This window comes from Rhodococcus mengyinensis, from assembly GCF_048381435.1.
GTDB classification, from domain to species: Bacteria; Actinomycetota; Actinomycetes; order Mycobacteriales; family Mycobacteriaceae; genus Rhodococcus_F; species Rhodococcus_F opacus_D.
Window position 1 is genome coordinate 400,614 of record NZ_JBLWIT010000038.1, and the last position, 25,545, is coordinate 426,158.

A 25,545-nucleotide genomic window follows, 5' to 3' on the forward strand; every position below is an offset into this window, starting at 1 on the left:
AATGGACTTCACCCCCACCGAGGCCCAGCAGGACCTGGCCGGCCTCACCCGAGGAATCGTCTCGGACCTCGTCACCAACGACCGGCTGCGCGAACTCGACAACGCGGAGGACCGCCTCGATCGCCGCCTGTGGTCCGCGCTCGCGTCGTCCGGTGTCCTGAGCGCCGCGCTGCCGGAGTCGGTGGGCGGCGACGGTTTCGGCGTCCTCGAGCAGTGCAGCATCCTCGTCGAACTGGGCCGCGCCGTCGCGCCGGTGCCCTATCTGTCGTCGATCGTGATGGCGGCAGGGGCGATCGCGAAGTTCGGAACCGAACGGCAGCGTTCCGACTGGGGTACTCCGGCAGCGCGTGGAGAGAAGATCCTCACCGTCGCCCTCGACGAGGAACTCAACGACACTCCGGGTGCGCCCGTCACGCGTGCCGAACGCGGCGCGGACGGCTGGACCCTCGACGGCACCAAGATCGTCGTCGACGCGGCGCCGTCCGCCGACCTCTTCCTGGTCCCGGCAACTACCCCGGACGGTGTAGCCGTCTTCCTCGTCCGCCCCGACGACGCCGGAGTGACCGTCACCCGCCAGCAGACCGTCGACCTGGCCAGCACCGGTGAGGTGACCCTCCACGGAGTGTCGCTGGCCGAGGACCGCGTGCTCGGCGCCGCCGACCAGGGCGGCGAGATCGTGGACTGGCTCGTCGAGCGCGGCTCGCTCGGCGCCTGCGCGTACCAGTACGGCGTCCTCGACGAAGCCCTCAAACTCACTGCGGCCTACGCCCGCGAGCGGGTGCAGTTCGGTCGGCCCATCGGCAGTTTCCAGGCCGTGGCCCAGCGACTCGCCGACGGCTACATCGACGTGAAGGGCGTCCGGCTCACGCTGTGGCAGGCGGCGTGGCGGCTCAGCGAGGGCCTGCCCAGCGAAGGCGACATCCAGACCGCCAACTTCTGGGCGTCCGACGCCGGACACCGGGTGGCCCATACCCTCGTCCACGTCCACGGTGGCGTCGGACTCGACGAGGACCACCCCGTGCATCGGTACTTCCTCGCGGCCAAGGCACTCGAATTCCGGCTCGGTTCGGCCACGCAGCAGTTGCGGATCCTCGGCGCCGAACTGGCCACCGTCCCGGCATGACCGCCACGCTTGCGCGCACGGTATCGGACCTGCTCCTGGGCGTCTCGAAGTCCGACGCCCAGGGCCTGTACTTCGAGGACCGGTTCCTGTCGTGGTCCGAACACGTACGCGCGAGCCTGCGGCGCGCGGCTGTCCTCGACGACCTGCTCGATGCACAGCGGCCCCGGCACTTCGGTGTGCTGATGGACAACGTCCCCGAGTTCTCGCTCCTCGCCGGAGCGGCGGCGCTGTCCGGCGCCGTCCTCGTGGGGCTCAACACCACTCGACGCGGGGCGGCACTGGCCCGCGACATCGCGCTGGCCGACTGCCAGGTGGTCTTCACCGAATCCGGGCGGTCCGCGCTGCTGGACGGTCTCGACCCCTGCGTTCCCGTCGTCAACGTGGATTCACCGGACTGGTATGCCCTGCTCGCCGGCGAGCGCCCCGAATTCACGCCGAGGGCCGCCGCGGCCGAAGACCTGTTCATGCTCATCTTCACGTCGGGCACGAGCGGCGATCCGAAGGCGGTGCGCTGCACCCACGCGAAGATCACCGGCCCCGGCATCATGCTCGCCGAACGCTTCGGCCTGACCCCGGACGACGTCGTCTACATGTCGATGCCCATGTTCCATTCCAACGCCATGATGGCGGCGTGGTCCGTGGCGCTCGCGGGACACAGCTCGATTGCATTGCGGCGCAAGTTCTCCGCGTCGAACTTCCTGTCCGACGTGCGGAAATTCGGCGTCACGTACGCCAACTACGTCGGAAAGCCGCTGTCGTATGTGCTGGCTACCCCGGAAATGTCCGACGACGCCGACAACACCCTTCGGGTGATGTACGGCAACGAGGGGTCCGCGCCCGCGGTCGCGGCGTTCTCGCGCCGCTTCGGCACCGCGGTGGTCGACGGATTCGGCTCCACCGAGGGCGGTGTCGCCATCTCCGGCAGCCCCGAGGCGCCGGCAGGTTCTCTGGGCAAGCTCCCCGAGGGCATCGCGATCCTCGACCCCGAGACCGGCAGCCCCTGTCCCCCGGCCGAATTCGATTCCGCCGGCCGGGTGCTCAATGCCGAGGCCGCGACCGGCGAACTCGTCAACGTCGCGGGATCGGGGGCGTTCGCGGGCTACTACAACAATCCCGAGGCCGACGCCGAGCGGATCCGCGACGGCAAGTACTGGAGCGGCGACCTCGCGTACCGGGACGCCGACGGGTTCGGGTACTTCGCGGGACGTAGTTCCGGATGGTTGCGCGTCGACGGCGAGAACATCGGTTCGGCGCCCATCGAACGCATCCTGATGCGGTACGACGGCTTCGCCCAGGTGTCGGTGTACGCGGTGCCCGATCCCGACGTCGGGGACCGGGTGATGGCGGCTGTCGTCCCGACGCGTGACTTCGATCCCGTGGCCTTCACACGCTTCCTCGACGCGCAGTCCGATCTGGGTCCGAAGCAGCGCCCGAGTCTGATCCGGGTGTGTGCCGAGTTCCCGCGGACCGCCACATTCAAGGTCCTCACCCGCGTATTGAGCGCCGAGGCCGCCGAGTGCACCGATCCGGTGTGGGTCCGCGACGGAACCGGCTACTCCCCCAGGTGAGTGGCAAAGTGTGCTGACGCATACTTTGCCACTCACATCGGCTACCGGAAGCTGTCGAGGCGGGACACCGCCGAGTCGAAGCCCTTGACGAGTTCGTCCATCACCTCGGCCACCGGACGGATCTCGTTCATCCGGCCGACGATCTGTCCCACCGGCATCGCGACGACATCCGGGTTCTCCGACGCGGCGATCCGCTGATGTGCCTCGCTGACCAGCAGATTCTGCAGCGGCATCGGCAGCGGCGCCGGTGCATCCGGCTTCGACCAGGCGTCGGTCCACTTGGTCTTGAGCAGGCGCGCGGGCTTGCCCGAGTAGATCCGGGACCGCACCGTGTCGGCGGACGTCGCACCGAGCAGGGCGCGCTGGATCGCCGACGGCCCCTCGGACGACGCGCTGCCGAGTTTGTACTCGGAGGTGGTGAGCCAGTACGACCCCATCCACACCCCCGCCGCCCCCAGCGACAGCGCAGCGGCGACCTGACGTCCGCTGCCGATACCACCGGCCGCGAGGACCGCGGCGGAATCACCGATGGCATCGACGATCTCGGGAACCAGCACCATCGACGCGATCTCACCGGTGTGCCCACCGGCCTCGTACCCCTGCGCGATGACGATGTCGACACCGTTCGCGACGTGCCTGCGCGCGTGCTCCACGGCGCCGGCCAGCGCGGCCACCGGAACGCCCTTCTCGTGGGCCTGGTCGATGACATCCTTCGGCGGCGAACCGAGAGCGTTGGCGATCAACGCAATTCGATGGTTCAGCGCGACGTCCACATGCGAGCGCGCCACCGAGTGCAGCCACCCGAGCACACCGGTCGCGTGTTCGGCGCCCGAATCCAGTGGCGGCACCCCCAGCTCGGCCAGGGTCCGGTCGACGAACGCGCGGTGTTCCGCGGGGATCAGCGACTCGAGGTCCACCGATGTGCCCTCGGTGGGAACCTTCGCAGGCATCACGATGTCGACACCGTACGGCTTGCCGTCGGTGTTCTCGTCCATCCACGAGAGGACGGCCTCGAGTTCCTCGGGGTCGTTGAACCGGACGCAACCGAGCACACCCAGACCGCCGGCCCGGGAGATCGCCGCGGCCACGTGCTCGGAGGGAGTGAACCCGAAGACCGGGTACTCGATGCCGAACTTCTCGCTCAAACTGGTGTGCATTTACGCGCCTTTGCTTTCGGGCGAGCCGTTGCCGTTGTGGTCGTCGGCCGGTCGGGTCTCGGTCTGTTCCTTGGCCCAGCGGTAGTCGGGCTTACCCGCCGGCGAGCGCTTGATCTCGTCGACGAACCAGAGGCTGCGCGGAACCTTGTATCCGGCAATCTCCTTGCGTGCCGCGTCGGCGATCTCGTGCAGGCTCGGGCGCGCCCCGCCTCGGGCCTGGATGACGGCGGCGACCCGCTGGCCGAACCGTTCGTCGGGGATGCCGACCACGATGGCGTCGAAGACGTCGGGATGCGACTTGAGCGCGCCCTCGACCTCCTCGGGGAAGATCTTCTCGCCGCCGCTGTTGATGGACACCGACCCGCGACCGAGCATCGTCACCGTGCCGTCCGCCTCCACCTGCGCGAAGTCACCGGGGATGGAGTAGCGGATGCCGTTGATCTCCTTGAACGTGGCTTTGGTCTTCTCGTCGTCCTTGTAGTAGCCGATGGGGATGTGCCCCTTGCGCGCCAGGATGCCGATCACGCCGGAGCCGGGTTCGACCGGGTTGCCGTCCTCGCCGAGGACGGAGGTGGACGCGTCGATCTTCACCGTCGGGCCGCCGCCGTGCGAGTCACCCTTCGCGACCACGCTGAGGCCGCCGAAACCGGTCTCGGACGAACCGATCGAATCGGTGATCATCCGGTTGGGCAGCAGTTCGAGGTACTTCTCCTTGATGCTGGGCGAGAACAGCGCCGCCGAACTCGCCATCAGGAACAGCGACGACAGGTCGTAGGGTTCGCCGCTCGCCTTGTCGCCCTCCACCAGCGCGTCGAGCATCGGTCGCGCCATCGCGTCACCGGTGATGAAGATGAGGTTGACCTTGTGCTGATCGACGATCCGCCACACGTCGTGGCCGTCGAATTCGGGGTGCATCACGCACTTTCCGCCGCCGAACAGACTCTGGAACACCGCCCACTGGCTGCCGCCGTGGATCATCGGCGGGATCGGGAAGCGGGTCATGCCGGGGCTCTCGGCGCCCAGCTTCGCGAGATCCCACTCGTCCTCGACGTATTCACCGGTCATGAAGTTGATGCCGCCGCCGAGCACCCGCCAGACGTCCTCGTGACGCCACATGACGCCCTTGGGTTTGCCGGTGGTGCCACCGGTGTAGAGCATGTACAGGTCGTCGCCAGTGCGCTCGCCGAAGTCGCGGTCGGGGGAACCCTGCGCCAGTGCGGCCTCGTATTCGATGCCCTCGTAGTCGAGATCGGTGCCGTCCTCGACCACGACGGTGGTCTTCAGGAGCGGCGTCTCGGGGAGCACGTTCGCCACCTTGTCGGAGTAGCGGCGCTCGTGAACGAGCGCGACCATGTCCGAATTGTCGAAGATGTATTGCAACTCGTTCTCGATGTACCGGTAGTTGACGTTCACCATCACGGCACGGATCTTGAAGACCGCCACCATGGCCTCGATCGCCTCGATCGTGTTCCGGCAGTAGATGCCCACTTTGTCGCCGGGCTGGACACCCTGTTCGCGCAGGTAGTGGCCGAGGCGATTGGCCCTCTCCTCCATCTGCGCGTACGTCACTTCCCGGTCGTCGGACACCAACGCGACGCGGTCCGGAACGAGGTCGATTGCGTGCTCTACGAGGTCTGCGATATTAAGGGCCACGTCAACAAAGTAGAACGTGTTACCGTTTCTGGCAAGACCCAATTTGAGAGCCAGCTCACACACCCTTCGGGAGACTTCAGTGTCCTCTACAACGACCGAGAAATCCGACATTTCGGCACAGTCGCCGCACTGCCTCGTGGAGAAGCGCGGGCACGTCCTGATCGTCACGATGAACCGCCCCGAGGCGAAGAACGCGCTGTCCGGCGAAATGATGGCGATCATGCGGGACGCGTGGGATCAGGTCGACTCCGACCCGGACATCCGGGTCGCCATCCTCACCGGCGCAGGCGGCGCGTTCTGCGCGGGCGCCGACCTCAAGGCCATGACGTCACAGCACCCCGGCGACTCGTTCTCGGGCGGCGGCTGGGACCTGTCGAAGATCGAGGCGCTCCTCAAGGGACGGCGCCTCACCAAGCCCCTCATCGCCGCAGTCGAGGGTCCCGCCATCGCCGGCGGCACCGAAATCCTGCAGGGCACCGACATCCGGGTCGCCGGGGAGAGCGCCAAATTCGGTGTCTCCGAAGCCAAATGGGGACTCTTCCCCCTCGGCGGCTCCGCCGTGCGCCTCGTCCGGCAGATCCCGTACACCGTCGCCGCGGACATCCTGCTGACCGGACGTCACATCAAGGCCCCCGAGGCCAAGGAGATCGGCCTCATCGGACACGTCGTCCCCGACGGTCAGGCCCTCGACAAGGCCCTCGAACTCGCCGACCTCATCTCCGCCAACGGACCCCTCGCCGTCCAGGCGATCCTGAAGACCATCCGCGACACCGAAGGCATGCACGAGGAGGAGGCATTTCAAGTCGACGCCGCCCTCGGCACCGAGGTCTTCAAGAGCGCCGACGCGAAGGAAGGCCCCCGCGCCTTCTCCGAAAAGCGCGCGCCGAAATTCGAGGGCCGCTGACCCCGGGTGGTCCCCTCCCCTTTCCGGACGAACGGGACGCTCGTTGCGTCAGATCGAACGAGCGTCCCGTTCGTCCAGGCACGGCTAGGGCAGCATCCGAACATTCGGCCTCGGACGCGACGCGGCGAGCTCGAAGTGGGCCCGGAGGTCGGCGATCACCCGCTCCGGCTGATCACGAACAGCGCTCGGCAGTGTCGGCAGCACGATGATGCCGGCGTTCTGCATCCGCGTCCGACGCTCCACCGTGTGCTTGTACTGCTGAGGCGCAAGGTGCCAATCGAGCGAGTCGATGTCCCAGGCGAACGCGACCTCGTCGATCCAACCGTCCGGCATCGCGATGAACCGTCCGCCGACATCGGCGATCTTCCTGTTGAACATCATCTCGGGAAGCCCACTGCGCAGCCACAACCGACGCGCATGCGCCTCGGAGACGGAGTGGACGTTGGCCGTCATTTCCCGCAGCACGATCCGGGGGATCGCGGATCCGCGACCACTGCCCGCCTCGAGTTCGACGACGAGTTCTTCCGCGGTGACCGCTCCGCGCTGGACGACTTCCGCGATCGTTGCCCGCGCCGCGTCGACGGTCGTGCACCTGCGCGCCGCGTCGAGCAGTGCCCTCGGCAACGGTGCGCACGCGACATCTCCGCGCACGTCGGCGTCGGGCATGCGCGACGTGCGCTCGACCTTGACGAAGCCCGTCGACTGCACGCGGCGATCGACTGCGACGAGCACGTCCACGTCACCGGAGTAGCTCCCGAAGCCGTGGCACCGCAGTGCCGAGCGTCCTGTGACGAGCGAGTCGCGACCGCAGAACAGACGAGCTGCGAGCACTCGGTGCTGGAACGACGGCTGCCCGTTCTGGAGTAGAACGATTCCCGGCAGAAGCCGCTGCCACGGCCCACCGGACCGGCATCGCGCAGAGATCGTCGATCGAGCCAGACCGAGACGTTCCAGGTCCGACGCCCGGACGACGCCGGCCACTCCCACCTGATCGAGCAACTCCGGCCGCTGTCCCCAAATCCCCCGTCGCATCAGCTCATGCTGCCAGCGGTCCGCCCGTCACGACAGGCCGAATCTGCGCGCCTGTGGATAACTCACCTTCCCTCCTCGAACGAACGGGACGCTCGTTCGATCTGACGCAACGAGCGTCCCGTTCGTCCGGAAGGGAGCGGCGGGAGGAGGAAAGGGAGCGGCGGGAGGAGGAAGGGGGAGGTCAGCCGAGGACCGCCGCGGACAGTTCGCGGACGTGGTCGGCGTCGCGGCAGGAGACGAGGAGCATGGTGACGCCGGCGTCGGCCCAGCGTTTGACGTCGGCGCGGACTTCGTCGACGTTGCCGATGATCATGGTCTCGGTGACCATCTCGTCGGGGACGACGGCGGCCGCTTCGTCTTTGCGGCCGGCGCGGAAGAGGCGCCCGATTTCCTCGACCTGCTCGCCGTAGCCCATGCGGGTGTAGACCTGGGCGTGGAAGTTGAGTTCGGGGGCACCCATGCCGCCGACGTACAGGGCGGTGATCGGTTTGAGGCCGGCGATGGCGGCGGCGCGGTCGTCGGTGACGATCACCTGACAGGTGGCCGCGACTTCGAAGTCTTCGCGGCTGCGACGGGCGCCGGGGCGGGCGAAACCCTCGTCGAGCCATTCGTTGTACATGGGTGCGAGGCGCGGCGAGTAGTAGATGGCGAGCCAGCCGTCGGCGATCTCGGCGGTGAGCGCGACGTTCTTCGGACCTTCGGCGCCGAGCCAGATGGGGATGTCGGAACGCAACGGGTGGGTGATCGGCTTGAGCGGTTTCCCGAGGCCGGTACTGCCGGGCCCGGTGTAGGGCAGCGGGAAGTGCGGGCCGTCGCTGGTGACGTGTTCCTCCCGCGACAGGACTTTCCGGATGATGGAGACGTATTCGCGGGTGCGGGCGAGCGGCTTCGTGAACGGCTGCCCGTACCACCCTTCGACGACCTGCGGCCCGGACACGCCGAGCCCGAGGATCGCCCGGCCGCCGCTGAGGTGGTCGAGGGTGAGTGCGTGCATGGCGGTGCTGGTGGGTGTGCGCGCGGAGATCTGCACGACGGACGTGCCCAGACGGACGCGTTCGGTGCTCGAACCCCACCAGGCGAGGGGGGTGAAGGCGTCGGATCCCCACGATTCGGCAGCGAAGACGGCGTCGAATCCCTCGGCTTCGGCCGCGGCGATCAACTCCGGGACATTCGCCGGCGGCTGTGCGCCCCAGTATCCCAGTTGCAACCCGAGCTTCATCGTGTGCCTCCACATCGACCGTCGTCAGAAGTGACCCTTGCCACAAACACTAGAACCTGTTCTACTCGAAGTTGTGAGCATGGGAAAGAGCGCGGTGGCCGAAAAATTCTCGAACGAACCGTTGAGCGCCCCGCTGAAACTTCAATTCGACTACACCCGATCGGTGGGTCCGACCATCGGAGCCTTCGTGACCGCGCTGCGCGACCGCAAGGTCATCGGCGCCCGCGGCTCGGACGGACGCGTCTACGTGCCACCGCCCGAATTCGACCCGAACACCGCCGAACCTCTCACCGACTTCGTCGGGGTCTCCGACGCCGGGACCGTGGTGAGCTGGACGTGGATGCCGGAACCGATTGCCGGACAGCCACTCAGCACCCCCTTCGCGTGGGCGCTGATCACGCTGGACGGCGCCGACACGTCCCTGGTGCACGCCGTGGACGTCGGCTCCCCCGCCGCAATGAGCACGGGTATGCGGGTCCGGGCACGGTGGGCGCAGGAGCGGGTCGGGCGCATCCAGGACATCGTGTGCTTCGAGCCCGGGGAGTCGACGGGCGAGCCCGGCCCGTCCGCGGAGTCGGAACCGGTCACGATGGTCACGACGCCGATCGATCTCGACTACATGCACTCCGCCTCCGCCGAGGAGAGCTACTACCTCCGAGGGTTGAAGGCGGGCAAGCTGATCGGTGGTCGCACCGGACCGGACGGCAAGGTGTACATCCCGCCGCGCAGCGCCAACCCCACCGACGGCATCCCGACGAAGGAGCAGGTGGAACTGCCGGACAGGGGCATCGTCACCACGTTCTGCATCGTGAACGTCCCGTTCCTCGGACAGCGGATCAAACCGCCGTACGTCGCCGCCTACGTGCTGCTCGACGGCGCGGACATCGCGTTCCTGCACCTGATCCTCGACTGCGACGCCGCCGACGTGCGGATGGGCATGCGCGTGGAGGCCAAGTGGAAGCCGCGCGAGGAGTGGGGTTACACCCTCGAGAACATCGAGTACTTCAGGCCGACGGGCGAGCCCGACGCCGAGTACGACACCTACAAACACCACCTGTAAGGGCGCGGCACAATGACAGATATCGCAGTCGTCGGGTTCGCGCACGCACCACACGTGCGCGAGACCACCGGCACCACCAACGGCGTCGAGATGCTGGTTCCCTGCTTCCAGCAGCTGTACGAGGACCTCGGAATCACCAAGTCCGACATCGGCTTCTGGTGTTCCGGGTCTTCGGACTACCTGGCCGGCCGTTCGTTCTCCTTCATCTCCGCCGTCGACTCGATCGGTGCGGTGCCGCCGATCAACGAGTCGCACGTCGAGATGGATGCGGCGTGGGCGTTCTACGAGGCCTGGATCAAGATCATGACCGGCGAGGTCGACACCGCCCTCGTCTACGGCTTCGGGAAGTCGTCGGCGGGCAACCTCCGCAAGATCCTGTCGATGCAACTCGACCCCTACCTGGTCACCCCGCTCGCGCTCGACTCCGTGTCGCTGGCCGGACTGCAGGCCCGCCTCGGACTCGATGCCGGAAAGTGGACGGCCGAGGAGATGGCGGCCGTGGCCGCGCGCAGCCGGGCGGCGGCGGAGAGCAATCCGAACACCCAGCTGTCGGGGCACGTCGACATCAACGCGCTGCTCGCCAGCCCGTTCGTCGCGGACCCGTTGCGTGCCCACGACTGCGCACCGATCACGGACGGCGCCGCCGCTGTCGTGCTCGCCGCGGGCGATCGTGCCCGTGAGCTGTGCGAGCGGCCTGCGTGGATCACCGGGATCGAGCATCGGATCGATTCCCCGAACTTCGGCGCCCGCGACCTGACGGTCTCGCCGTCGACGACGGCGTCCGCCCGCGCCGCCACCGGAGGGGACGTCGGCGGAATCGACGTGGCCGAACTGCACGGACCGTTCACCCATCAGGAACTGATCCTCCGCGAGGCCATCGGACTGTCCGATGCGACGGCGATCAACCCGTCGGGCGGCCCGCTGAGCGGGAACCCGATGTTCTCCGCGGGTCTGGAACGCATAGGTTACGCAGCCAAGGCCATCATGGACGGCAACGCCGGACGCACGCTGGCGCACGCTACGAGTGGTGCTGTGCTGCAACAGAATCTGGTCGCAGTCTTGGAGGGACGCAACTGATGGCGAATCAATTGGCCGCGGTGCTCGGCACCGGTCAGACGCATTACGTCGCGAAACGGCACGACGTGTCCATGGCGGGGCTGGTTCGCGAGGCGATCGACCGCGCGATGGAAGACGCCCGGGTGGGCTGGGACGACATCGACGCGGTCGTGATCGGGAAGGCCCCCGACCTCTTCGAGGGGTCGATGATGCCGGAGCTCGCGATGTCGGACGCGCTGGGCGCCAACGGCAAACCACTCCTGCGTGTGCACACCGCAGGCTCGGTCGGCGGTTCGACCGCGGTGGTGGCGTCGAGCCTCGTGAAGTCCGGCGTGCACAAGCGGGTACTGACGGTGGCGTGGGAGAAGCAGTCCGAGTCGAACGCCATGTGGGCGCTGTCCACCCCCATTCCGTTCCACATGCCGGTCGGCGCTGGCGCGGGCGGCTACTTCGCCCCGCACGTCCGCTCGTACATCCGGCGGTCGGGCGCACCCGATCACATCGGCGCGATGGTGGCGGTGAAGGACCGGCTGAACGGCAGCCTCAACCCGTACGCCCACCTCAAGCAACCCGACATCACGCTCGAATCCGTACAGGCCTCGCAGATGCTGTGGGATCCCATCCGCTACGACGAGACGTGTCCGTCCTCGGACGGCGCCTGCGCGATGGTGATCGGCAACGAGGAGGCGGCCGAGCAGGTCATTGCGGACGGTCGTGAGGTGGCCTGGATCCACGCCACCGCGATGCGCACCGAGCCCACCACGTTCGCGGGACGCGACCAGGTGAATCCGCAGGCCGGCCGGGACGCCGCGGCCGCACTGTGGAAGGCCGCGGGTATCAAGGACCCGCTCGACGAGATCGACGTGGCCGAAATCTACGTCCCCTTCTCCTGGTTCGAACCGATGTGGCTCGAGAATCTGGGCTTCGTCTCCGAGGGTGAGGGCTGGAAACTCACCGAGGCGGGCGAGACCGCGATCGGCGGCCGGCTTCCGCTCAACGCGTCCGGCGGCGTCCTGTCGTCCAACCCCATCGGCGCTTCGGGCATGATCCGGTTCGCCGAGTCGGCGATGCAGGTCATGCACCGCGCCGGCGACCATCAGGTGAAGGACGCACGCAAGGCACTCGGCCACGCCTACGGCGGCGGTTCGCAGTACTTCTCGATGTGGGTGGTCGGTTCCGACCGGCCGAACAATTAGGAGCGGGCATCACCATGAAGTTCACTGTCGGCATCGCCATGAATCCCCTCGACCAACTGCCTGCTCTGGCGAAGACAGCCGAGGAGTGCGGGTTCTCGTCCATCGCCCTCCCTGACTCACTGTTCTTCATGGAGAAGCAGAGCGCCGACTACCCGTACACACCGGACGGCTCGCGGATGTGGAACGAGGAAACCCCGTGGGTGGATCCGCTGATCGCGGCGGCCGCCATGGGCGCGGTGACGTCGAAGATCGAGTTCTACACCCAGGTCCTCAAACTGGGCTCCCGCAACCCGGTACTCCTCGCCCGCCAGGTGGGTTCGGTCGCCAACCTCATCGGCAACCGTTTCGGGTTCGGCGTCGGGATCGGCTGGGCACCCGAGGAATTCGAATGGTGCGGAGTGCCGTACAAGAAGCGCGGTGCGCGCGTCGACGAGATGATCGACGTCATCAAGCTGATCCTCGGCGGCGGCATGGTCGAGTATCACGGCGAATTCTTCGACTTCGACCGCCTGCAGATGAGCCCGGCGCCGACGAAACCGGTGCCGTTCTACGTCGGCGGACACACCGACGTGGCGCTGCGACGCGCCGCCCGGGTGGGCGACGGCTGGACGTCCGCGATGATCAAGTTCGACGATCTCGTCCAGGTCATCGCGCGATTGCGGGAACTCCGGGAGGAGTACGGGCGAGCCGATCTGCCCTACGAGATCCAGACCGTGTGCATCGACCGATTCGGCAAGGACGGCTACGCCGAATTGGCGGATGCCGGAGTGACCGACACGATCGTCGTCCCGTGGGTTTTCGACGGCATCGGCTTCGACGGACCGCTCGAGGCCAAGCAGGAATCGTTGCGCAAGTTCGCCGACCAGTACATCGGATAGGGGTGTGGACATGACGACGACGGACCATCCCGCCCGCCTCGCCGGGCAGGCTTCCCGCGAGGCGGCCAGCGGCAGGCGCAAGGACGAGTGGCTGGCCCTGTTCGCCGAGGACGCATGCGTCGAAGACCCGGTCGGCCCTTCGGGTTTCGACCCCGAAGGCAAGGGTCACCGCGGCCTCGACGCGATATCCCGGTTCTACGACATGACGATCGCGACCACCGAATCGATCGAGTTCCTCATCTCCGATTCACTGGTGTGCGGGAACGAGAACGCGACCATAGGAACCATCCGGTCAACGGTGGCGGGAGCGCAGATCGACGCCGAGTGCGTAATCATCTATCGCGTGAACGAGGACGGCAAGATCACGTCCCTGCGGGCCTTCTGGGAGGTCGAGCGGGCGATGAAGACACTGCGCAAGGTCTGAGCGCCCGGCTCACGTGCCGGCGGCGTCGATGTGCCGGACGAAGAGGATCGCGTCGAGTTCGCCGAGGCCGGCGGGGTCCAGCGGGAAGTACGTGGAGTTGCCCGACGGATCGGCGCGCTTCTCCACATCTCCGATCCTGCGGGCCACCGGCGCGGCGGGCACGAGACAGCTCTCCCCGACGGCGATGAGCCGGCCCTCGACCGTGTCGGGTGGCGGCGTCCCGATGCCGTGGCCGGGCGCCTCCCCGACGGCCCCACCGATGACCGTGTAGGCATCGCCGAGCCGCAGGCCCAGGTGGGCACCGGCGCACCACCAGTGCAGATGCAGTCCGGCGAGATCCCAGTGGGTTTGCCCTTTCGACAGATGGCCGTTGTGAGCGAAGACGAATGTCGGGCCTCGGTCGGCCTCCCGCTGCACCAGCGCGGACAGGTTGTCCGCCATGAGGGTGTCGCGGATTCCCAGGAGCCTCGTGATGCGGCGTGGAGAGTTCTCCGCCATTCCTGCGTGATAGCTGAGCAGGCAGGTGGCGACGCGACCGTGTAGCTCGGCCTCCCACAATTCGTCCCGCGTGCCTTCGGCGACGAGGTGAGGCGCCTGCGACGCGAGCAGCGTCATCAGGTCGTCGGCGATGAGACGCAACTCGGCGGCCTCGGGGGTGGCACCGACGGCCTGGGTCGGGTCCATGGCGACGGCCGGGTTGCTCCAGCGGTCGTCGTCGCCGATCAGTGCGGAGATCCGGTCCGGAGCGCAGGGCAGATCCTGCTCGTCGAGGTGGGTCCGCAGGTAGGTGTCGAGGAAGGTCAGGGCCTGCCTCGGGCTGTCCGCGGACGTCATCTCGATGGGGGCGTCGAATCCGAAGAAGCGGACTTGCGCGTCCGGTTCGTGCCGACGGTTGTATTCGGCCATCCATCCGACCAGGTCGCGGTTCGCCCTGGACTCACCGAAGCCGTGGCTGAAACCGTGCTCCATGACGTCGTCGAGCGGCAGGTGGTCCGCACCCCGCACGAACGAGTCGACGAGTATCCCTTTCAGGCAACTGCTTTCGATCGCGATGGAGCGATAGCCCTCGTGTTCGACGAGGAACCTGAACATCTGATTGCGGAGCTGCAGAAAACTCTCCTCCCCGTGCATGGGCTCGCCGAACCCGAGGAGGCGGGGTGCGGAGTCCAGGCGACGGAGGAATGCGCCGAGGGCAGCGGTGACGGTCGGGTCTCCCGGCTCCGAGAAGACGGCGCCCGCCTCTTCCACGACGGACCGCACAGTCATGGTGGCTCCCACTTTCCCTCGGACACCACGCCGGCGAAAGAGAACAGCGGCGTCGGAGAGGATGAGGGTGCCCTCCGACGCCGCTGAATCAGGGGGTCAGTGTCTGACCGGGCAACCGCCTGACGCAGTCTTGTAATCGACCTGAAACTCCTTGATACCGTTGAGCCAGCCCGAGCGCAACCGCCGCGGATCTCCCAGCTTACTGATATCGGGCAGGTGATCCGCAATCGCATTGAAGATCAGGTCGATCTCGAGGCGCGCCAGGTTGGCGCCGAGGCAGAAGTGGGCGCCCGTTCCACCGAATCCGACGTGCGGGTTGTTCTCCCGCATGATGTCGAACTTCTCCGGGTTCTCGAACGCGTCCTCGTCGAAGTTCGCGGAGCCGTACAGCATTACGACTCGCTGGCCCTTCTTGATCTGCACTCCGCCGAGTTCGGTGTCTTCCAGTGCGGTGCGCTGGAACGAGTTGACCGGGGTCGCCCACCGGACGATCTCGTCCGCCGTCGTCTTGGGGCGCTCCTTCTTGTAGAGCTCCCACTGATCGGGATGGTCCAGGAACGCCATCATGCCGTGTGTGATGGCATTGCGGGTGGTCTCGTTGCCGGCGACCGCCAGCAGGATCACGAAGAAACCGAATTCCTCGGGAGACAGCTCATTTCCATCGATGTCCGCTTCGATCAGCGTCGTGACGATGTCGTCGGCGGGGCACTTCTTGCGCTCGTCCGCCATCTGGTACGCGTAGCCGAGGATCTCCATCGACGCGGCCTGCGGGTCGATGTCCAGTTCGGGGTCGTCGTAGCCCGTCATCTGGTTGGACCAGTCGAAGACCTTCAGGCGATCCTCCTGCGGCACACCGAGCAGTTCGGCGATCGCCTGCAGCGGAAGTTCACACGCCACCTGGGTGACGAAGTCGCCGGCCCCCGATTCGGCGGCCTCCTTCACGATCTTCTCGGCGCGTTCGGTGAGTTCTTCGCGCAGGCTGTTGATCGCACGGGGCGTGAAGCCGCGGGAGACGAGTTTGCGGAGCTTGGTGTGCTCGGGAGCGTCCTTGTTGATGAGGATGAAGCGCTGCATCTCGATGTTCTCGCGCGGAATGTCGTCGGCGAAGCGCACGATCGCGGTGTTCTCGTGTGTGGAGAAGACGTCGCTGCGCCGCGACACCTCCTTGACGTCCTCGAGCTTGCTGACGACCCAGTAGCCGTCGTCGTGGAAGCCACCGATCTCCGGCGGCTGCGGGTTCCACCAGATCGGGGCAGTCTTCCGCAGTTCGGCGAATTCCTGGTAGGGGATGCGCTCTGCGTAGATGTCCGGGTCGGTGAAGTCGAAACCCTCTGGAAGATTGGGCTGCGCCACTGCTGTCTCCTGCCCTAAGCCATACACCACTCCGTGATGTGGAACACGTTCTACTAGCATTGAAGCACAAGCCGGGCGACTAGCAAAGGAAAGCTCATTCAGACCTTGCCCGGATAGCAGAACCTGTTCTATTTTCTGAGGACAAGGAAAGGAGCCCACCGTGGGCACACCAGTAATCGTCGAGGCAGTACGCACCCCGATCGGAAAGCGCGGTGGCTGGCTGTCCGGATTGCACGCCGCCGAGATCCTCGGCGCCGCTCAGCGGGGCATCCTCGACCGCTCCGGCATCGACCCCGAACTGGTGGAGCAGGTGATCGGTGGTTGCGTCACCCAGGCCGGTGCGCAGTCGAACAACATCACCCGGACCGCGTGGCTGCACGCCGGACTGCCCTGGCAGGTCGGCGCCACCACGATCGACTGCCAGTGCGGCTCCGCCCAGCAGGCCAACCACCTCATCGCCGGTCTGATCGCCACGGACGCGATCGATGTCGGAATCGCCTGCGGTATCGAAGCGATGAGCCAGGTGCCGCTCGGCGCGAACGTCGGCGAGAACGCCGGACCACGCAGGCCCGCCGACTGGGACATCGACATGCCCAACCAGTTCGAGGCCGCCGAGCGCATCGCCCGTCGCCGCGGAATCACCCGCGCCGACGTCGAGGCGCTCGGAGTCCGCTCGCAGGCACGCGCCAAGCAGGCCTGGGACGAAGGGCGTTTCGACCGGGAAGTGCTGCAGGTGACCGCACCCGTCGTCGACAAGGACGGTAACCTCACCGGTGAGACCCGGGTCGTGACGCGCGATCAGGGTCTGCGCGACACCACCGCGGAGTCGCTCGCCAAGCTGAAGCCCGTACTCGAGGGCGGCATCCACACGGCGGGCACGTCCTCGCAGATCTCCGACGGCGCCGCCGCCGTCATGCTGATGGACGAATCCAGGGCGCGCGCCCTCGGTCTGAAGCCCCGGGCCCGCATCATCTCCCAGGCGCTCGTCGGCTCCGAACCCGAATTCCACCTCGACGGACCCGTCCAGGCCACGGCGCGCGTCCTCGAGCGCAGCGGCATGAAGATCGGCGACCTCGACCTGTTCGAGGTGAACGAGGCGTTCGCGTCGGTCCTGCTGTCGTGGGCGTCGGTGCACGAGCCCGACATGGACAGGGTCAACGTCAACGGCGGCGCGCTCGCACTCGGACATCCCGTGGGCAGCACCGGCTCTCGACTCATCACCACCGCGCTGCACGAACTCGAGCGCACCGACGGGTCGACGGCACTGATCACGATGTGTGCCGGCGGCGCGCTCGCCACCGGCACCATCATCGAGCGGATCTAGGATCTGCCGATGAATGCACCCGCCCCCGCCCGACCGCCCGGCCTCGACTCGAAGTGGACGGTCACCTTCATCAAGTGGATGTCGAAGATCAACGTCGTGCTGTACCGGCGGACGGGCGGACGACTGGGCAGCAAGTGGCGGGTGGGTAGCGCCTTCCCCCGCGGGTTGCCCGTGTGCCTGCTCACCACCACTGGACGGAAGAGCGGCGAGCCGAGAATCAGCCCGCTGCTGTTCCTCGAGGACGGCGACCGCATCATCCTCGTCGCCTCGCAGGGCGGCCTCCCGAAGCACCCGATGTGGTACCTCAACCTGCGCGCGAACCCCGACGTGACCGTCCAGGTGAAGTCGCGGGTCCGCCCGATGTCCGCCCACGTGGCGGACCCCGAGGAACGCGCGCGCCTGTGGCCGCGGCTCGTCGACATGTATCCGGATTTCGACAACTACCAGGCCTGGACCGACCGCACGATCCCCGTCGTGGTCTGCACTCCCCGATAGAGCTTGTATGTACCGCCGAGTAACGGGTGCCATGTCGGGGGACTTCTTGCAGTATTGACGCGTACGGACTTGTACGACGGCCGAGGGCGAGGAATTGCAGACATGAGTACACAGGTTCAAGATCGGATACACGACCGTCGAGAGCTCACCGCGGTCCTGCTGCGTGCGCTCGAACAGCGCCACGAGGTGCTCGACGCCATCGTCGACAGCGAGGATCACGCCGAGGCCCTCACCACCGTCGCCGGGCTCCTCGACACCTCCGAGGCGTACGCGGAAGCCGTCCTCAACCTGACGTTCCGCCGCCTCACCAAGGTCGAACGGCTTCGCATCCAGACGGAACTGAAAGACCTCGACGCTACCCTCGAATGGACGTCGACGGACCGGCCGGCGAGCACCGGGCGGAACTTCCGCCTCCGTCCGTTCACCGAAACCGAGGAAGACGCCGAACTGTTCCGGCGCCGCTGCGGCGAGCAGGTCGACGACGCGGGCACACAGTGGTCCGCGGAGCGGGTCGAGAAGGAACGCACGGAAGGCCTGAGCCGTGTCGACGACGAGTCCGCCGCATGGTTCGTGTGTGAGGACACCGCGGAGAACACGGCCGTCGGCATGGTGTTCGGTGAACTGTCGGGACGCGAGGTCGACGTGGCCATCTGGATCGCCCCCGACGCCCGGAAGAAGGGCTACGGCACCGCGGCCGTGAAGCACAGCCGTCAGGAACTTGCCGCGGAGTTCCCGGGAACGGTCCTGGTCGTCCGCGCTCCTGCCTGACCCGCACGTGAGTGGCGAAGCGTGCGGGAGCACACTTCGCCACTCACGTGCGGTGGTCGGGGTCGCGCTGTTTGGTGACGCCCTGAGCCCAGCGGTAGTCGGGCTTGCCGCTCGGTGTGCGCTGGACGGTGTCTTCCACCCACACCAGACGCGGGATCTTGTAGCCGGCCAGGCTTCGCCGCACGTGTTCCTCGAGTCCGGCGAAGTCGACGCCCCGACCGTCGCGCGCCTGCACGACCGCGGAGACCCGGTGCCCCCACCGTTCGTCGGGGACGCCGACCACGATGGCGTCGTAGACGTCGCGGTACGCCTTCACCGCGCTCTCGACTTCTTCGGCGAACACCTTCTCGCCGCCGGTGTTGATCACCATGTTGCCGCGGCCGAGCAGGGTGATCGATCCGTCGGCCTCGATCCGCGCGCGGTCGCCGGTGACGACGACGGGTCGCCCGTCGACCTCCCGGAAGATCTCCCGGGTCTTCTCCGGGTCGTTGTAGTAACCCAGCGGGACGTATCCGCCCTTCGCGAACCAGCCGTCCTTCCCGGACCCCGGCTCGACGGGAACGTCGTCCTCGTCGATCACCAGGGCGTACCGTCCGGCAGGCACCCGGGGTCCACCCACCTGCTTCTCCCCCTTGGTCGCGAAACCGATTCCGCCAAACCCTGTTTCCGACGCGCCGATCGAATCGGACACCAGCAGTCCCGGGAACGCGTCGAGGAAGGCGTCCTTGATCACCGGTGAGAACAGCGCGGCCCCGGATGCCACGACACCCAGGCTCGACGTGTCGGTGCGCGACGGCTGATGCGCCTCGATCAGCGGCCGTCCCATCGCGTCGCCGGTGATGATGAGGATCTGCACCTTGTGCCGCTCGACGAGTTCCCACGTCCGGTCGGCGTCGAACTTCGATTCCAGCAGCACGGTGTTTCCGCTGAACAGCGCGGTGAACGTCGGCATCATCGCAGCCGCGTGGATCAGTGGCGGCAACGCGAACCACAGGGTCGGCTCACCCTGCGATCCCACCCGCGACTGCTGGTACTCGTCCTCGATCGCGTCACCGGTGTAGAAGTCGAGACCGCCCGCGAGGACGCGCCAGATCGCCTCGTGCGTCCACACGACACCCTTGGGACGTCCGGTGGTGCCGCCGGTGTACATGATGAACAGGTCTTCGGAGCTGCGTTCACCGAAGTCCCGGTCGCCACTGCCGGACAGCGCCTCCTCGTACGGCACCGAGTCGCTGGGCACACCGGCGCCGCCGAGATCGTCCTCGACGACAACGGTGTGCCGGATCCTCGGCAGCGAGGGCAGGACCTCCGCGATGCGCGGCGAGTAGATCCGATGATGGACCACGGCGTCGAGTTCCGCGTTGCCGTAGACGTAGGCGAGTTCGTCGCTGGTGTAGCGGTAGTTGATGTTGACCGGGACCGCACGAATCTTGTACGCCGCCAGCAACGTCTCCATGGTCTCGATGGAGTTGTGCAGGTGCACGCCGATGTGCGAGCCGGCGGTCAGCCCGACCTCCAGGAAGTGGTGGGCCAGCCTGTTGGCGCGGTCCTCCAGTTCGCGGTAGGTGACGCGACGGGCGCCGCAGATCAGCGCCACCCGTTCCGGCATCGCGTCGACGGAATGCTCGAAGAGGTCTGCAAGGTTGTAGGCCACGGGGGCGTCCTCTCTCAGACGACTGTGAGTGGTAGGGGTATTCCTCGATCGGTGAACGCGAAGTCGGCTCCCGTGCTGAACCGGGTGAGCGCCACCTCGGGTGCCTCCTTGGCGGGCGGCTCACCGATCACGATCTCCACGGTCAGCGCCGCATCCGTCTCCTCGACCACCTGCACCGCGAACCGCGGCGACACCCCGCGCACGAGCGCAGTCAACGGCCTGAGGTGCTCACCGTCGATCATGGACGGCCACGCCCCGTCCTCCCCGGCTCCGCAGTCCCGGCCGAGGGTCAGCAGCATGCGGTCGCCGAGGGTGATCGTGACGTCCACGTACTGACGGGGATTGAACGCCGGATGCACGGCGAGGACGACGGCGAGACCCTCGAGATCGGCAGGCAGCCCGAGCGCGTTCCGGATCCGTTCCGACGTGAGGCCGGCGATGCCGGTGAGTTGCTTGCGCGCGATGTCGAGTGCGGCTTCGGCATCGGTGCGGGCCCGCACCGCGAGCAGGAAGCCGAGGGTCAGCAGGTGCTGCTGCAGGCACACCTCCTCCGCGATCCGGGTCAGAGCCGAATGGGAGAAGTCCGGGAACCGCAGATCGTCGAGGAGCGCGCCCGCGTAGTCGTGCTGTCCCGGCCCGCCGGTGTCGATCGGCGACAACTCGACCGTCGCCGCACGCGACTTCCCCACCGTCACCAGCCCTTCCGGAATCGGAGGTGGCACGTTTGTGTCGTCGATGGTGACCGTCCAGAGGCAGTGCGGTGTCCGGTCCGCCGGCCGGCGGGGCGGACGGTGCACCGGACGCACCTGCGCGTGCGGGTTGGTGGCCAATGCGGTGGCGTCGAACGTCGGGTCCTCGATGTCGTGGCACATCGCCGTGACGTACTCGTCGCCCATCGGTTCGACGTCCATCAACGCCCCGCAGTGATCCAGCCAGAATTCGCCGTGATCGTGATCGGTGACGCGGTACCGGAAGTCCATGAACTGGGGCGGCGCACCGATGTCGAGTTGCAGACCCTTGAAGATCGTCACGACCCCGTCGCCCTCGAATCCCAGCGCGCGTTGCATCCGCCGCGTGTAGAGGGGGCTCGACGCCATCCACTCCTCGATCGCGACCTGCGTCATGCCCTCGCGACCGAACGCCCCGATCAGGTGCGGCATACCGGAGCGGTCGATGAGATGACCGCACAGGAGCAGTTCCGGAACGAGCATCGCGAGATCCTCGCGGGACAGATCGGCGAACGACGACGGAACCTTCACCGTACTCACCACAGCGGGACCGGGGCCGTGCCGACCGGATACCACCCCGGCAGCCGACCGGACGTCGCGCGCTGGATCCGCGCGTTCATGCCGTCGGACATCGCGTTGTTCGTGATCATTTCGAGGAACAGGCTCGAGACGTTGCCGAAGTCGAAGAAGTCACGCTGCCAGGACCATTGGAAGTTGCCGCCGTACCGGAACCAGCTGCCGCCGATTCCGGTGACCTGATAGTGCGTGCCGTCGTCGCGGGTGCGTTCGGACACCTGCTTCCAGAATCCGATGACGTCGCCGCTGCGGTCGTCGATGACGAACTGCTGGTACGGGTACTCCCAGCCTTCGAGCCCGTCCATTTCCTGGCCGAGCGCCAGGTCGCGGATCTCGTCCCGGCCGACGGCCATGAAGTCGTCCTTCGGCCCGTAGTTCCATCCGTACGTGGCGTCCTCGGTGTACATCTCGGCCAGCGGCTTCCAGTCGCCGAGCGATTCGCACCGCTTGTTCTCGTCCACCCAGCGCTGCACCATCTCGTCGAGCTCCGCACGATCGAACTGCACCGCCGGGCCGATCCTTCGATCGAACTGCACCATCAGCTATCTCCTTCAGAGTCGTCGTCCGCGAGGATCCGCAGGGCCTGGGTCGGGCAGAAACGCACGGCGCTCTCGACTTCGGCGCGCAGGTTCTCGGGTGGGTCGGTGTCGAGGATCTCGACCTTGCCGTGCTTCGGGACGACGAAGACATCGGGTGCCTCCATCTCGCACACGGCATGACCCTGACACAGGTCGAGATCGGCTTCGACTTTCATCACATGCTTCGCTTCCGGTACCTCACGGTGCACGGCTGCTGCAGCTGCACCACCATCTTGCTGTGATCGTTGCGGTACGTCTCGGAGGGTTGCGCCATCTCGAACTCCCAGTCCTGCAGGAGAATCGAGAAGATCGCCTTCAACTGCATCAGCGCGAACGCGGCCCCGACGCAGCGGTGCCTGCCGGCGCCGAACGGAATCCACGTCCAGCGGTTGACGATGTCTTCCTGGTTGGGGTCGATATAGCGTTCGGGATCGAACGTGTCCGGGTTCGGGAAGTCCTCTGCGATGCGGTTGGAGATCGCCGGTGTGGCCGCCACGAGGTCGTTCTCGGCGATCCGGTAGCCCCCGACTTCGAACTCGCCCCGCGCGACGCGCAACAGGATGATCAGCGGCGGGTGCATCCGGAGCGTCTCCTTCAGCACCGCCTCGAGTTTCGGGATCTGCCTGAGCGCCCCGAAACTGATGTCGGAGCCGTCCGAATAGAGGTCGTCGAGTTCGGCGACTACCTGCTTCGCGTAGTCCGGGTGCCGCAGCAGCTCGATCAGGGTCCAGGCCGCGGTGCCGGACGTGGTGTGGTGCCCGGCGAACATCATCGAGATGAACATGCCGGTGATCTCGTCCGCCGTGAAGCGCTCGTTGCCGTCCTCGTCCTTGATCGAGACGAGCACGTCGAGCATGTCCCGATCCTCCTTGCCCTGAGGAGGGTTCTCGATGCGCCCGTTCATGATCTCCTGGACGAGGGCCACCAACTGCACCCTCGCCTCGTCCCGCCGGCGGAAGCTCTCGATCGGGGCGTAGGCGTCGACGTACGCAATGGGGTCGGTGCCCTGCTCGAGCTCGTGGTACAGGTGCGCGAACCGGCCGTCGAGCTGCTCCCGGAACTTCTTACCGATCAGGCAGGCCGAGGACGTGTAGATGGTCAGCTCCGCGAAGAATTCGAGGAGGTCGATCTCCCCCTCGTCGCCCCACTGTGCCACCATGCGGTCGACCTCGTGGGCGATCGTCGCGGCGTGCCCCTTCATCTGCTCGCCGCGCAACGCCTGGTTGTGCAGCATCTCCTTGCGGCGCTCGGGGCTCGCGTCGAACACGACTCCCTCGCCGAAGATCGGCTTCATGAACGGGTAGGCGGCCTGCTGGTCGAGATCCTCGTCGGTGGAGCGGAAGAAGAATTCGTTGGCCTCGGCGCCGGACAGCAGCACCACCTTCTTGTCGGCGAGCTGGAACACACCGACGTTGCCGCACTCCTCCCGGACACGGCGCATCAGCGCGATCGGGTCGGTGCGCAATTCTTCGAGATGTCCGTGCTCGTGCTCACCGCCGGACACACGTTGCGGGGTAGCCGGGTTCATTCTCCATCCTTTCGCAGGGGCGCCTCGGGCTGCACCTCGATCAGCACCATGTGTGCGCCGCGGGGCGCACTGACGGCGGCGACGACGGCGTCCGCGATCGCGGAGGCGCGCAGGAAGTACGAGTGCCGGGCGAATCCCCATTTCGCCCAGTCTTCGAGGACGGGTCCGATGACCTCCTCGGTGGTGTTCATCCCCATGGACGTCTGCGTGGGTCCCGGACGCACGACCGACGCCCGGACGCCGGTGCCTTCCAGTTCCATTCGCATCTGCCGGCCCATCATCTCGACGCCGGCCTTCGCGGCGTTGTAGGCGCCCATCCGGGGCCGGGGGGTGTCGGCGCAATCGGATCCGATCAGGACGAAGTCTCCGCGCCTGCGTTCGATCATGCCGGGAAGGAGGCGGTGCGCGAGACGCTGCGCACCGACCAGGTGGACGTCGACCTGTCCCAGGAACTGGTCGGGGTCCATCTCGTGGGCGACGGAGAACTCCAGGTCGCCGGCCCCCGACAACGCGATCTCGGTGGGGCCGAGCGCCTTCTCCGCCGCCGTGACGAATTCGTCGACGGATGCGGTGTCGGTGACGTCGAGGTAGTACGCGAACGCTTCTCCGCCGTTGCTGCGGATCTTCTCCGCGATCTCCTCGCATTCGGCCACCCGGCGGGCACCGAGCGCGACGGGGTGACCGGCCTCGGCCAGCGCATAGGCCGTCGCCGTGCCGATTCCCGACGACGCCCCGGCGACGATCGACGGGCGACGCTGCGGGTTGGGCTCGAACCTAGGCATCGCGGACCTGCACTTTCATAGGGAGGGTAGCGAAACCGCGCACGTTGGTCGAGTGGACGCGCACACTGTTCGCCTCGTCGATGTCGTAGTCGTCGATGCGGGAGACGAGTTCGGTGAGCGCGATCCGCGCTTCGAGCCTGGCCATGTGGGCGCCCAGGCAGAAGTGGGTGCCGCCGCCGAAGCTCGCGAGCTTGTTGGACGTGTCCCGGCCGATCCGGTATTCGTCGGCGTTCTCGAACACCGCCGAGTCCCGGTTCGCGGAGCCGATGAGGATCAGCACCTTGTCGCCTGCGGGAATCGTCCGGTCGTGGAAGTCCAGGTCGACGGACGCCGTTCGCGCGACCATCTGACTGGACGTGTCGAAGCGCAGGGTCTCCTCCACCCACTCCGGCACCCGGCTCGCATCCTCGAACACGTGCCTGGCCTCGCCCGGATAGCGAAAACCCCAGTACAGTGCATTGCCGAGAAGTTTGGTGGTGGTCTCGTTGCCCGCCACCACCATCAGGAACATGAACGCGATGATCTCGTCGTCGGTGAGCCGGTCGCCGTCGATCTCCGCTTCGAGCAGGGCAGACGTGAGGTCCTCGGTCGGCTTCCTGCGGCGCTCGGCCAGCATGTCGGCGTAGTAGCCGACGAGGTAGAGCGACGCCTCCATCGCGGCGTGGGGCACGTCGAGGACGCCCTCCTCGCGGTGCACCACCAGGTCGGCGAGCCGCCGGAGTTCGACGCGGTCGGCCTCCGGAACCCCCATCAGCTCCGAGATCACGTCCATCGGAAGCTTGCCGGCGAACTCGCCGATCCAGTCGAACTCACCCGCCGCGAGCGCCGGGTCGAGGTATTGCCGGGTCAGATCCAGGATCCGCCCCTCGAGTTCGTTCACCCGCCTCGGGGTGAAGCCGCGGGACACCAGCTGCCGCATCCGCATGTGCCGCGGATCGTCCAGCGCGAGAAAGGACATCGTCTTGTGGGCGTGCGGACCGTACGCCGCAGGGTCCAGCGACACCCCGTTCGCGCTCGACAGGCGCTGGTTGTCGCGGAACGCCGCGACGACGTCCTCGTGCCGGGACAACGCCCAGAAGTCGAGTTCCTCGTTGTAGTAGAGGGGTGCTTCTTCCCGCAGTCTTCGATACGTGACGTACGGATCTTCGTGGAAGCCATAGTCGTACGGGTTGAACGTCACCGGATTGTGTGACACCCCGGGCATCGAGGCTGCGGTCATGGCA

General features: G+C 66.9%; 24 protein-coding genes. 11 read left to right on the forward strand and 13 right to left on the reverse strand.

Annotated elements, in window-relative coordinates; translation table 11 throughout:
* Position 1 precedes the first annotated feature (1 nt).
* Entirely contained in the window at positions 2-1,123 is a 1,122-nt protein-coding gene (locus tag ACNJ7E_RS06605; protein ID WP_283330550.1) for an acyl-CoA dehydrogenase family protein, read from the forward strand.
* Positions 1,120-2,691: a long-chain-fatty-acid--CoA ligase gene (locus ACNJ7E_RS06610; RefSeq protein WP_280778863.1), complete on the forward strand. Its 1,572-nt coding sequence runs from the start codon at positions 1,120-1,122 to the stop codon at positions 2,689-2,691. Before ACNJ7E_RS06605 ends, ACNJ7E_RS06610 begins: the two co-directional genes overlap by 4 nt.
* 41 nt (positions 2,692-2,732) lie before the next feature.
* On the opposite strand, the gene ACNJ7E_RS06615 is transcribed toward ACNJ7E_RS06610, so the two are convergent.
* Both ACNJ7E_RS06615 and ACNJ7E_RS06620 read right to left on the reverse strand, forming a co-directional pair.
* A complete protein-coding gene (locus ACNJ7E_RS06615; RefSeq protein WP_005262901.1) occupies positions 2,733-3,848 on the reverse strand; it encodes an NAD(P)H-dependent flavin oxidoreductase in 1,116 nt (371 codons plus the stop codon).
* Positions 3,849-5,501 (reverse strand): acyl-CoA synthetase, encoded by a 1,653-nt coding sequence (locus ACNJ7E_RS06620; protein WP_418339418.1) that lies wholly within the window; start codon positions 5,499-5,501, stop codon positions 3,849-3,851.
* 79 nt (positions 5,502-5,580) lie between these two features.
* Between ACNJ7E_RS06620 and ACNJ7E_RS06625 the strand changes: the two genes are divergently transcribed.
* Positions 5,581-6,405: a crotonase/enoyl-CoA hydratase family protein gene (locus ACNJ7E_RS06625; RefSeq protein WP_009477755.1), complete on the forward strand. Its 825-nt coding sequence runs from the start codon at positions 5,581-5,583 to the stop codon at positions 6,403-6,405.
* A gap of 84 nt (positions 6,406-6,489) precedes the next feature.
* Here the strand turns inward: ACNJ7E_RS06625 and ACNJ7E_RS06630 are convergent, their stop codons facing one another.
* Positions 6,490-7,437 carry a hypothetical protein gene (locus ACNJ7E_RS06630; RefSeq protein ID WP_280778866.1) on the reverse strand — a complete coding sequence of 316 codons (948 nt, stop codon included), beginning with the start codon at positions 7,435-7,437 and terminating at the stop codon, positions 6,490-6,492.
* Between the two features lie 181 nt (positions 7,438-7,618).
* Entirely contained in the window at positions 7,619-8,656 is a 1,038-nt protein-coding gene (locus ACNJ7E_RS06635; RefSeq protein WP_280778867.1) for an LLM class F420-dependent oxidoreductase, read from the reverse strand.
* Between the two features lie 79 nt (positions 8,657-8,735).
* Here ACNJ7E_RS06635 and ACNJ7E_RS06640 point away from each other — a divergent pair, with 79 nt between their 5' ends.
* From ACNJ7E_RS06640 to ACNJ7E_RS06660, 5 genes are read left to right on the forward strand one after another with little or no spacing between them, the layout of a single operon-like run.
* Positions 8,736-9,716 (forward strand): Zn-ribbon domain-containing OB-fold protein, encoded by a 981-nt coding sequence (locus ACNJ7E_RS06640; RefSeq protein WP_418339473.1) that lies wholly within the window; start codon positions 8,736-8,738, stop codon positions 9,714-9,716.
* Positions 9,717-9,728: 12 nt separating this feature from the next.
* Entirely contained in the window at positions 9,729-10,793 is a 1,065-nt protein-coding gene (locus ACNJ7E_RS06645) for a thiolase domain-containing protein (protein WP_280778869.1), read from the forward strand.
* Entirely contained in the window at positions 10,793-11,968 is a 1,176-nt protein-coding gene (locus ACNJ7E_RS06650) for a thiolase domain-containing protein (protein WP_120659722.1), read from the forward strand. The genes ACNJ7E_RS06645 and ACNJ7E_RS06650 overlap by 1 nt, the downstream gene beginning before the upstream one ends.
* Positions 11,969-11,982: 14 nt before the next feature.
* Entirely contained in the window at positions 11,983-12,846 is an 864-nt protein-coding gene (locus ACNJ7E_RS06655; protein ID WP_280778871.1) for a TIGR03619 family F420-dependent LLM class oxidoreductase, read from the forward strand.
* 10 nt (positions 12,847-12,856) lie between these two features.
* Positions 12,857-13,270, forward strand: a complete 414-nt coding sequence (locus ACNJ7E_RS06660) for a nuclear transport factor 2 family protein (RefSeq protein ID WP_418339419.1) — start codon at positions 12,857-12,859, stop codon at positions 13,268-13,270.
* 9 nt (positions 13,271-13,279) lie between these two features.
* Here the strand turns inward: ACNJ7E_RS06660 and ACNJ7E_RS06665 are convergent, their stop codons facing one another.
* Positions 13,280-14,536, reverse strand: coding sequence for an erythromycin esterase family protein (locus tag ACNJ7E_RS06665; protein ID WP_418339420.1), 1,257 nt, complete (start codon positions 14,534-14,536; stop codon positions 13,280-13,282).
* Between the two features lie 96 nt (positions 14,537-14,632).
* Positions 14,633-15,889, reverse strand: a complete 1,257-nt coding sequence (locus tag ACNJ7E_RS06670; protein WP_105412819.1) for a cytochrome P450 — start codon at positions 15,887-15,889, stop codon at positions 14,633-14,635.
* Between the two features lie 160 nt (positions 15,890-16,049).
* On the opposite strand from ACNJ7E_RS06670, the gene ACNJ7E_RS06675 reads away from it, so the two are divergent.
* The 3 genes from ACNJ7E_RS06675 to ACNJ7E_RS06685 all read left to right on the forward strand — a co-directional run bounded on the left by ACNJ7E_RS06675 (position 16,050) and on the right by ACNJ7E_RS06685 (position 18,476).
* Positions 16,050-17,213, forward strand: coding sequence for a steroid 3-ketoacyl-CoA thiolase (locus ACNJ7E_RS06675; RefSeq protein WP_280778875.1), 1,164 nt, complete (start codon positions 16,050-16,052; stop codon positions 17,211-17,213).
* Between the two features lie 9 nt (positions 17,214-17,222).
* Positions 17,223-17,708, forward strand: coding sequence for a nitroreductase family deazaflavin-dependent oxidoreductase (locus tag ACNJ7E_RS06680; RefSeq protein WP_280778876.1), 486 nt, complete (start codon positions 17,223-17,225; stop codon positions 17,706-17,708).
* Positions 17,709-17,810: 102 nt separating this feature from the next.
* Positions 17,811-18,476: a GNAT family N-acetyltransferase gene (locus ACNJ7E_RS06685; protein WP_317569827.1), complete on the forward strand. Its 666-nt coding sequence runs from the start codon at positions 17,811-17,813 to the stop codon at positions 18,474-18,476.
* Between the two features lie 43 nt (positions 18,477-18,519).
* Here the strand turns inward: ACNJ7E_RS06685 and ACNJ7E_RS06690 are convergent, their stop codons facing one another.
* The 7 genes from ACNJ7E_RS06690 to ACNJ7E_RS06720 are packed head-to-tail and all read right to left on the reverse strand — an operon-like array spanning position 18,520 to position 25,541.
* Positions 18,520-20,130, reverse strand: coding sequence for an acyl-CoA synthetase (locus tag ACNJ7E_RS06690; protein ID WP_418339421.1), 1,611 nt, complete (start codon positions 20,128-20,130; stop codon positions 18,520-18,522).
* Between the two features lie 14 nt (positions 20,131-20,144).
* Complete coding sequence (locus tag ACNJ7E_RS06695) at positions 20,145-21,401, reverse strand: hypothetical protein (protein WP_418339422.1); 1,257 nt, start codon at positions 21,399-21,401, stop codon at positions 20,145-20,147.
* Positions 21,395-21,973, reverse strand: coding sequence for a nuclear transport factor 2 family protein (locus ACNJ7E_RS06700; RefSeq protein ID WP_418339423.1), 579 nt, complete (start codon positions 21,971-21,973; stop codon positions 21,395-21,397). Before ACNJ7E_RS06700 ends, ACNJ7E_RS06695 begins: the two co-directional genes overlap by 7 nt.
* The gene (locus ACNJ7E_RS06705; RefSeq protein WP_005244574.1) at positions 21,973-22,188 is read right to left on the reverse strand and encodes a ferredoxin; all 216 of its coding nucleotides are present in this window, start codon (positions 22,186-22,188) and stop codon (positions 21,973-21,975) included. The genes ACNJ7E_RS06700 and ACNJ7E_RS06705 overlap by 1 nt, the downstream gene beginning before the upstream one ends.
* The gene (locus ACNJ7E_RS06710; RefSeq protein ID WP_280778881.1) at positions 22,188-23,540 is read right to left on the reverse strand and encodes a cytochrome P450; all 1,353 of its coding nucleotides are present in this window, start codon (positions 23,538-23,540) and stop codon (positions 22,188-22,190) included. Before ACNJ7E_RS06710 ends, ACNJ7E_RS06705 begins: the two co-directional genes overlap by 1 nt.
* A complete protein-coding gene (locus ACNJ7E_RS06715) occupies positions 23,537-24,322 on the reverse strand; it encodes an SDR family oxidoreductase (protein ID WP_418339424.1) in 786 nt (261 codons plus the stop codon). Before ACNJ7E_RS06715 ends, ACNJ7E_RS06710 begins: the two co-directional genes overlap by 4 nt.
* Positions 24,315-25,541, reverse strand: coding sequence for a cytochrome P450 (locus ACNJ7E_RS06720; protein WP_280778883.1), 1,227 nt, complete (start codon positions 25,539-25,541; stop codon positions 24,315-24,317). The genes ACNJ7E_RS06715 and ACNJ7E_RS06720 overlap by 8 nt, the downstream gene beginning before the upstream one ends.
* Positions 25,542-25,545 lie beyond the last annotated feature (4 nt).

Excerpts from the sequence above, each read along its gene's own strand:
- ACNJ7E_RS06605 (WP_283330550.1), top strand. The coding sequence starts at position 2 with ATGGACTTCACCCCCACCGAGGCCCAGCAGGACCTGGCCGGCCTCACC.
- ACNJ7E_RS06610 (WP_280778863.1), top strand. The coding sequence starts at position 1,120 with ATGACCGCCACGCTTGCGCGCACGGTATCGGACCTGCTCCTGGGCGTC.
- ACNJ7E_RS06615 (WP_005262901.1), bottom strand. The coding sequence starts at position 3,848 with ATGCACACCAGTTTGAGCGAGAAGTTCGGCATCGAGTACCCGGTCTTC.
- ACNJ7E_RS06630 (WP_280778866.1), bottom strand. The coding sequence starts at position 7,437 with ATGCGACGGGGGATTTGGGGACAGCGGCCGGAGTTGCTCGATCAGGTG.
- ACNJ7E_RS06635 (WP_280778867.1), bottom strand. The coding sequence starts at position 8,656 with ATGAAGCTCGGGTTGCAACTGGGATACTGGGGCGCACAGCCGCCGGCG.
- ACNJ7E_RS06640 (WP_418339473.1), top strand. The coding sequence starts at position 8,736 with ATGGGAAAGAGCGCGGTGGCCGAAAAATTCTCGAACGAACCGTTGAGC.
- ACNJ7E_RS06645 (WP_280778869.1), top strand. The coding sequence starts at position 9,729 with ATGACAGATATCGCAGTCGTCGGGTTCGCGCACGCACCACACGTGCGC.
- ACNJ7E_RS06650 (WP_120659722.1), top strand. The coding sequence starts at position 10,793 with ATGGCGAATCAATTGGCCGCGGTGCTCGGCACCGGTCAGACGCATTAC.
- ACNJ7E_RS06655 (WP_280778871.1), top strand. The coding sequence starts at position 11,983 with ATGAAGTTCACTGTCGGCATCGCCATGAATCCCCTCGACCAACTGCCT.
- ACNJ7E_RS06660 (WP_418339419.1), top strand. The coding sequence starts at position 12,857 with ATGACGACGACGGACCATCCCGCCCGCCTCGCCGGGCAGGCTTCCCGC.
- ACNJ7E_RS06665 (WP_418339420.1), bottom strand. The coding sequence starts at position 14,536 with ATGACTGTGCGGTCCGTCGTGGAAGAGGCGGGCGCCGTCTTCTCGGAG.
- ACNJ7E_RS06680 (WP_280778876.1), top strand. The coding sequence starts at position 17,223 with ATGAATGCACCCGCCCCCGCCCGACCGCCCGGCCTCGACTCGAAGTGG.
- ACNJ7E_RS06685 (WP_317569827.1), top strand. The coding sequence starts at position 17,811 with ATGAGTACACAGGTTCAAGATCGGATACACGACCGTCGAGAGCTCACC.
- ACNJ7E_RS06700 (WP_418339423.1), bottom strand. The coding sequence starts at position 21,973 with ATGGTGCAGTTCGATCGAAGGATCGGCCCGGCGGTGCAGTTCGATCGT.
- ACNJ7E_RS06705 (WP_005244574.1), bottom strand. The coding sequence starts at position 22,188 with ATGAAAGTCGAAGCCGATCTCGACCTGTGTCAGGGTCATGCCGTGTGC.
- ACNJ7E_RS06710 (WP_280778881.1), bottom strand. The coding sequence starts at position 23,540 with ATGAACCCGGCTACCCCGCAACGTGTGTCCGGCGGTGAGCACGAGCAC.
- ACNJ7E_RS06715 (WP_418339424.1), bottom strand. The coding sequence starts at position 24,322 with ATGCCTAGGTTCGAGCCCAACCCGCAGCGTCGCCCGTCGATCGTCGCC.
- ACNJ7E_RS06720 (WP_280778883.1), bottom strand. The coding sequence starts at position 25,541 with ATGACCGCAGCCTCGATGCCCGGGGTGTCACACAATCCGGTGACGTTC.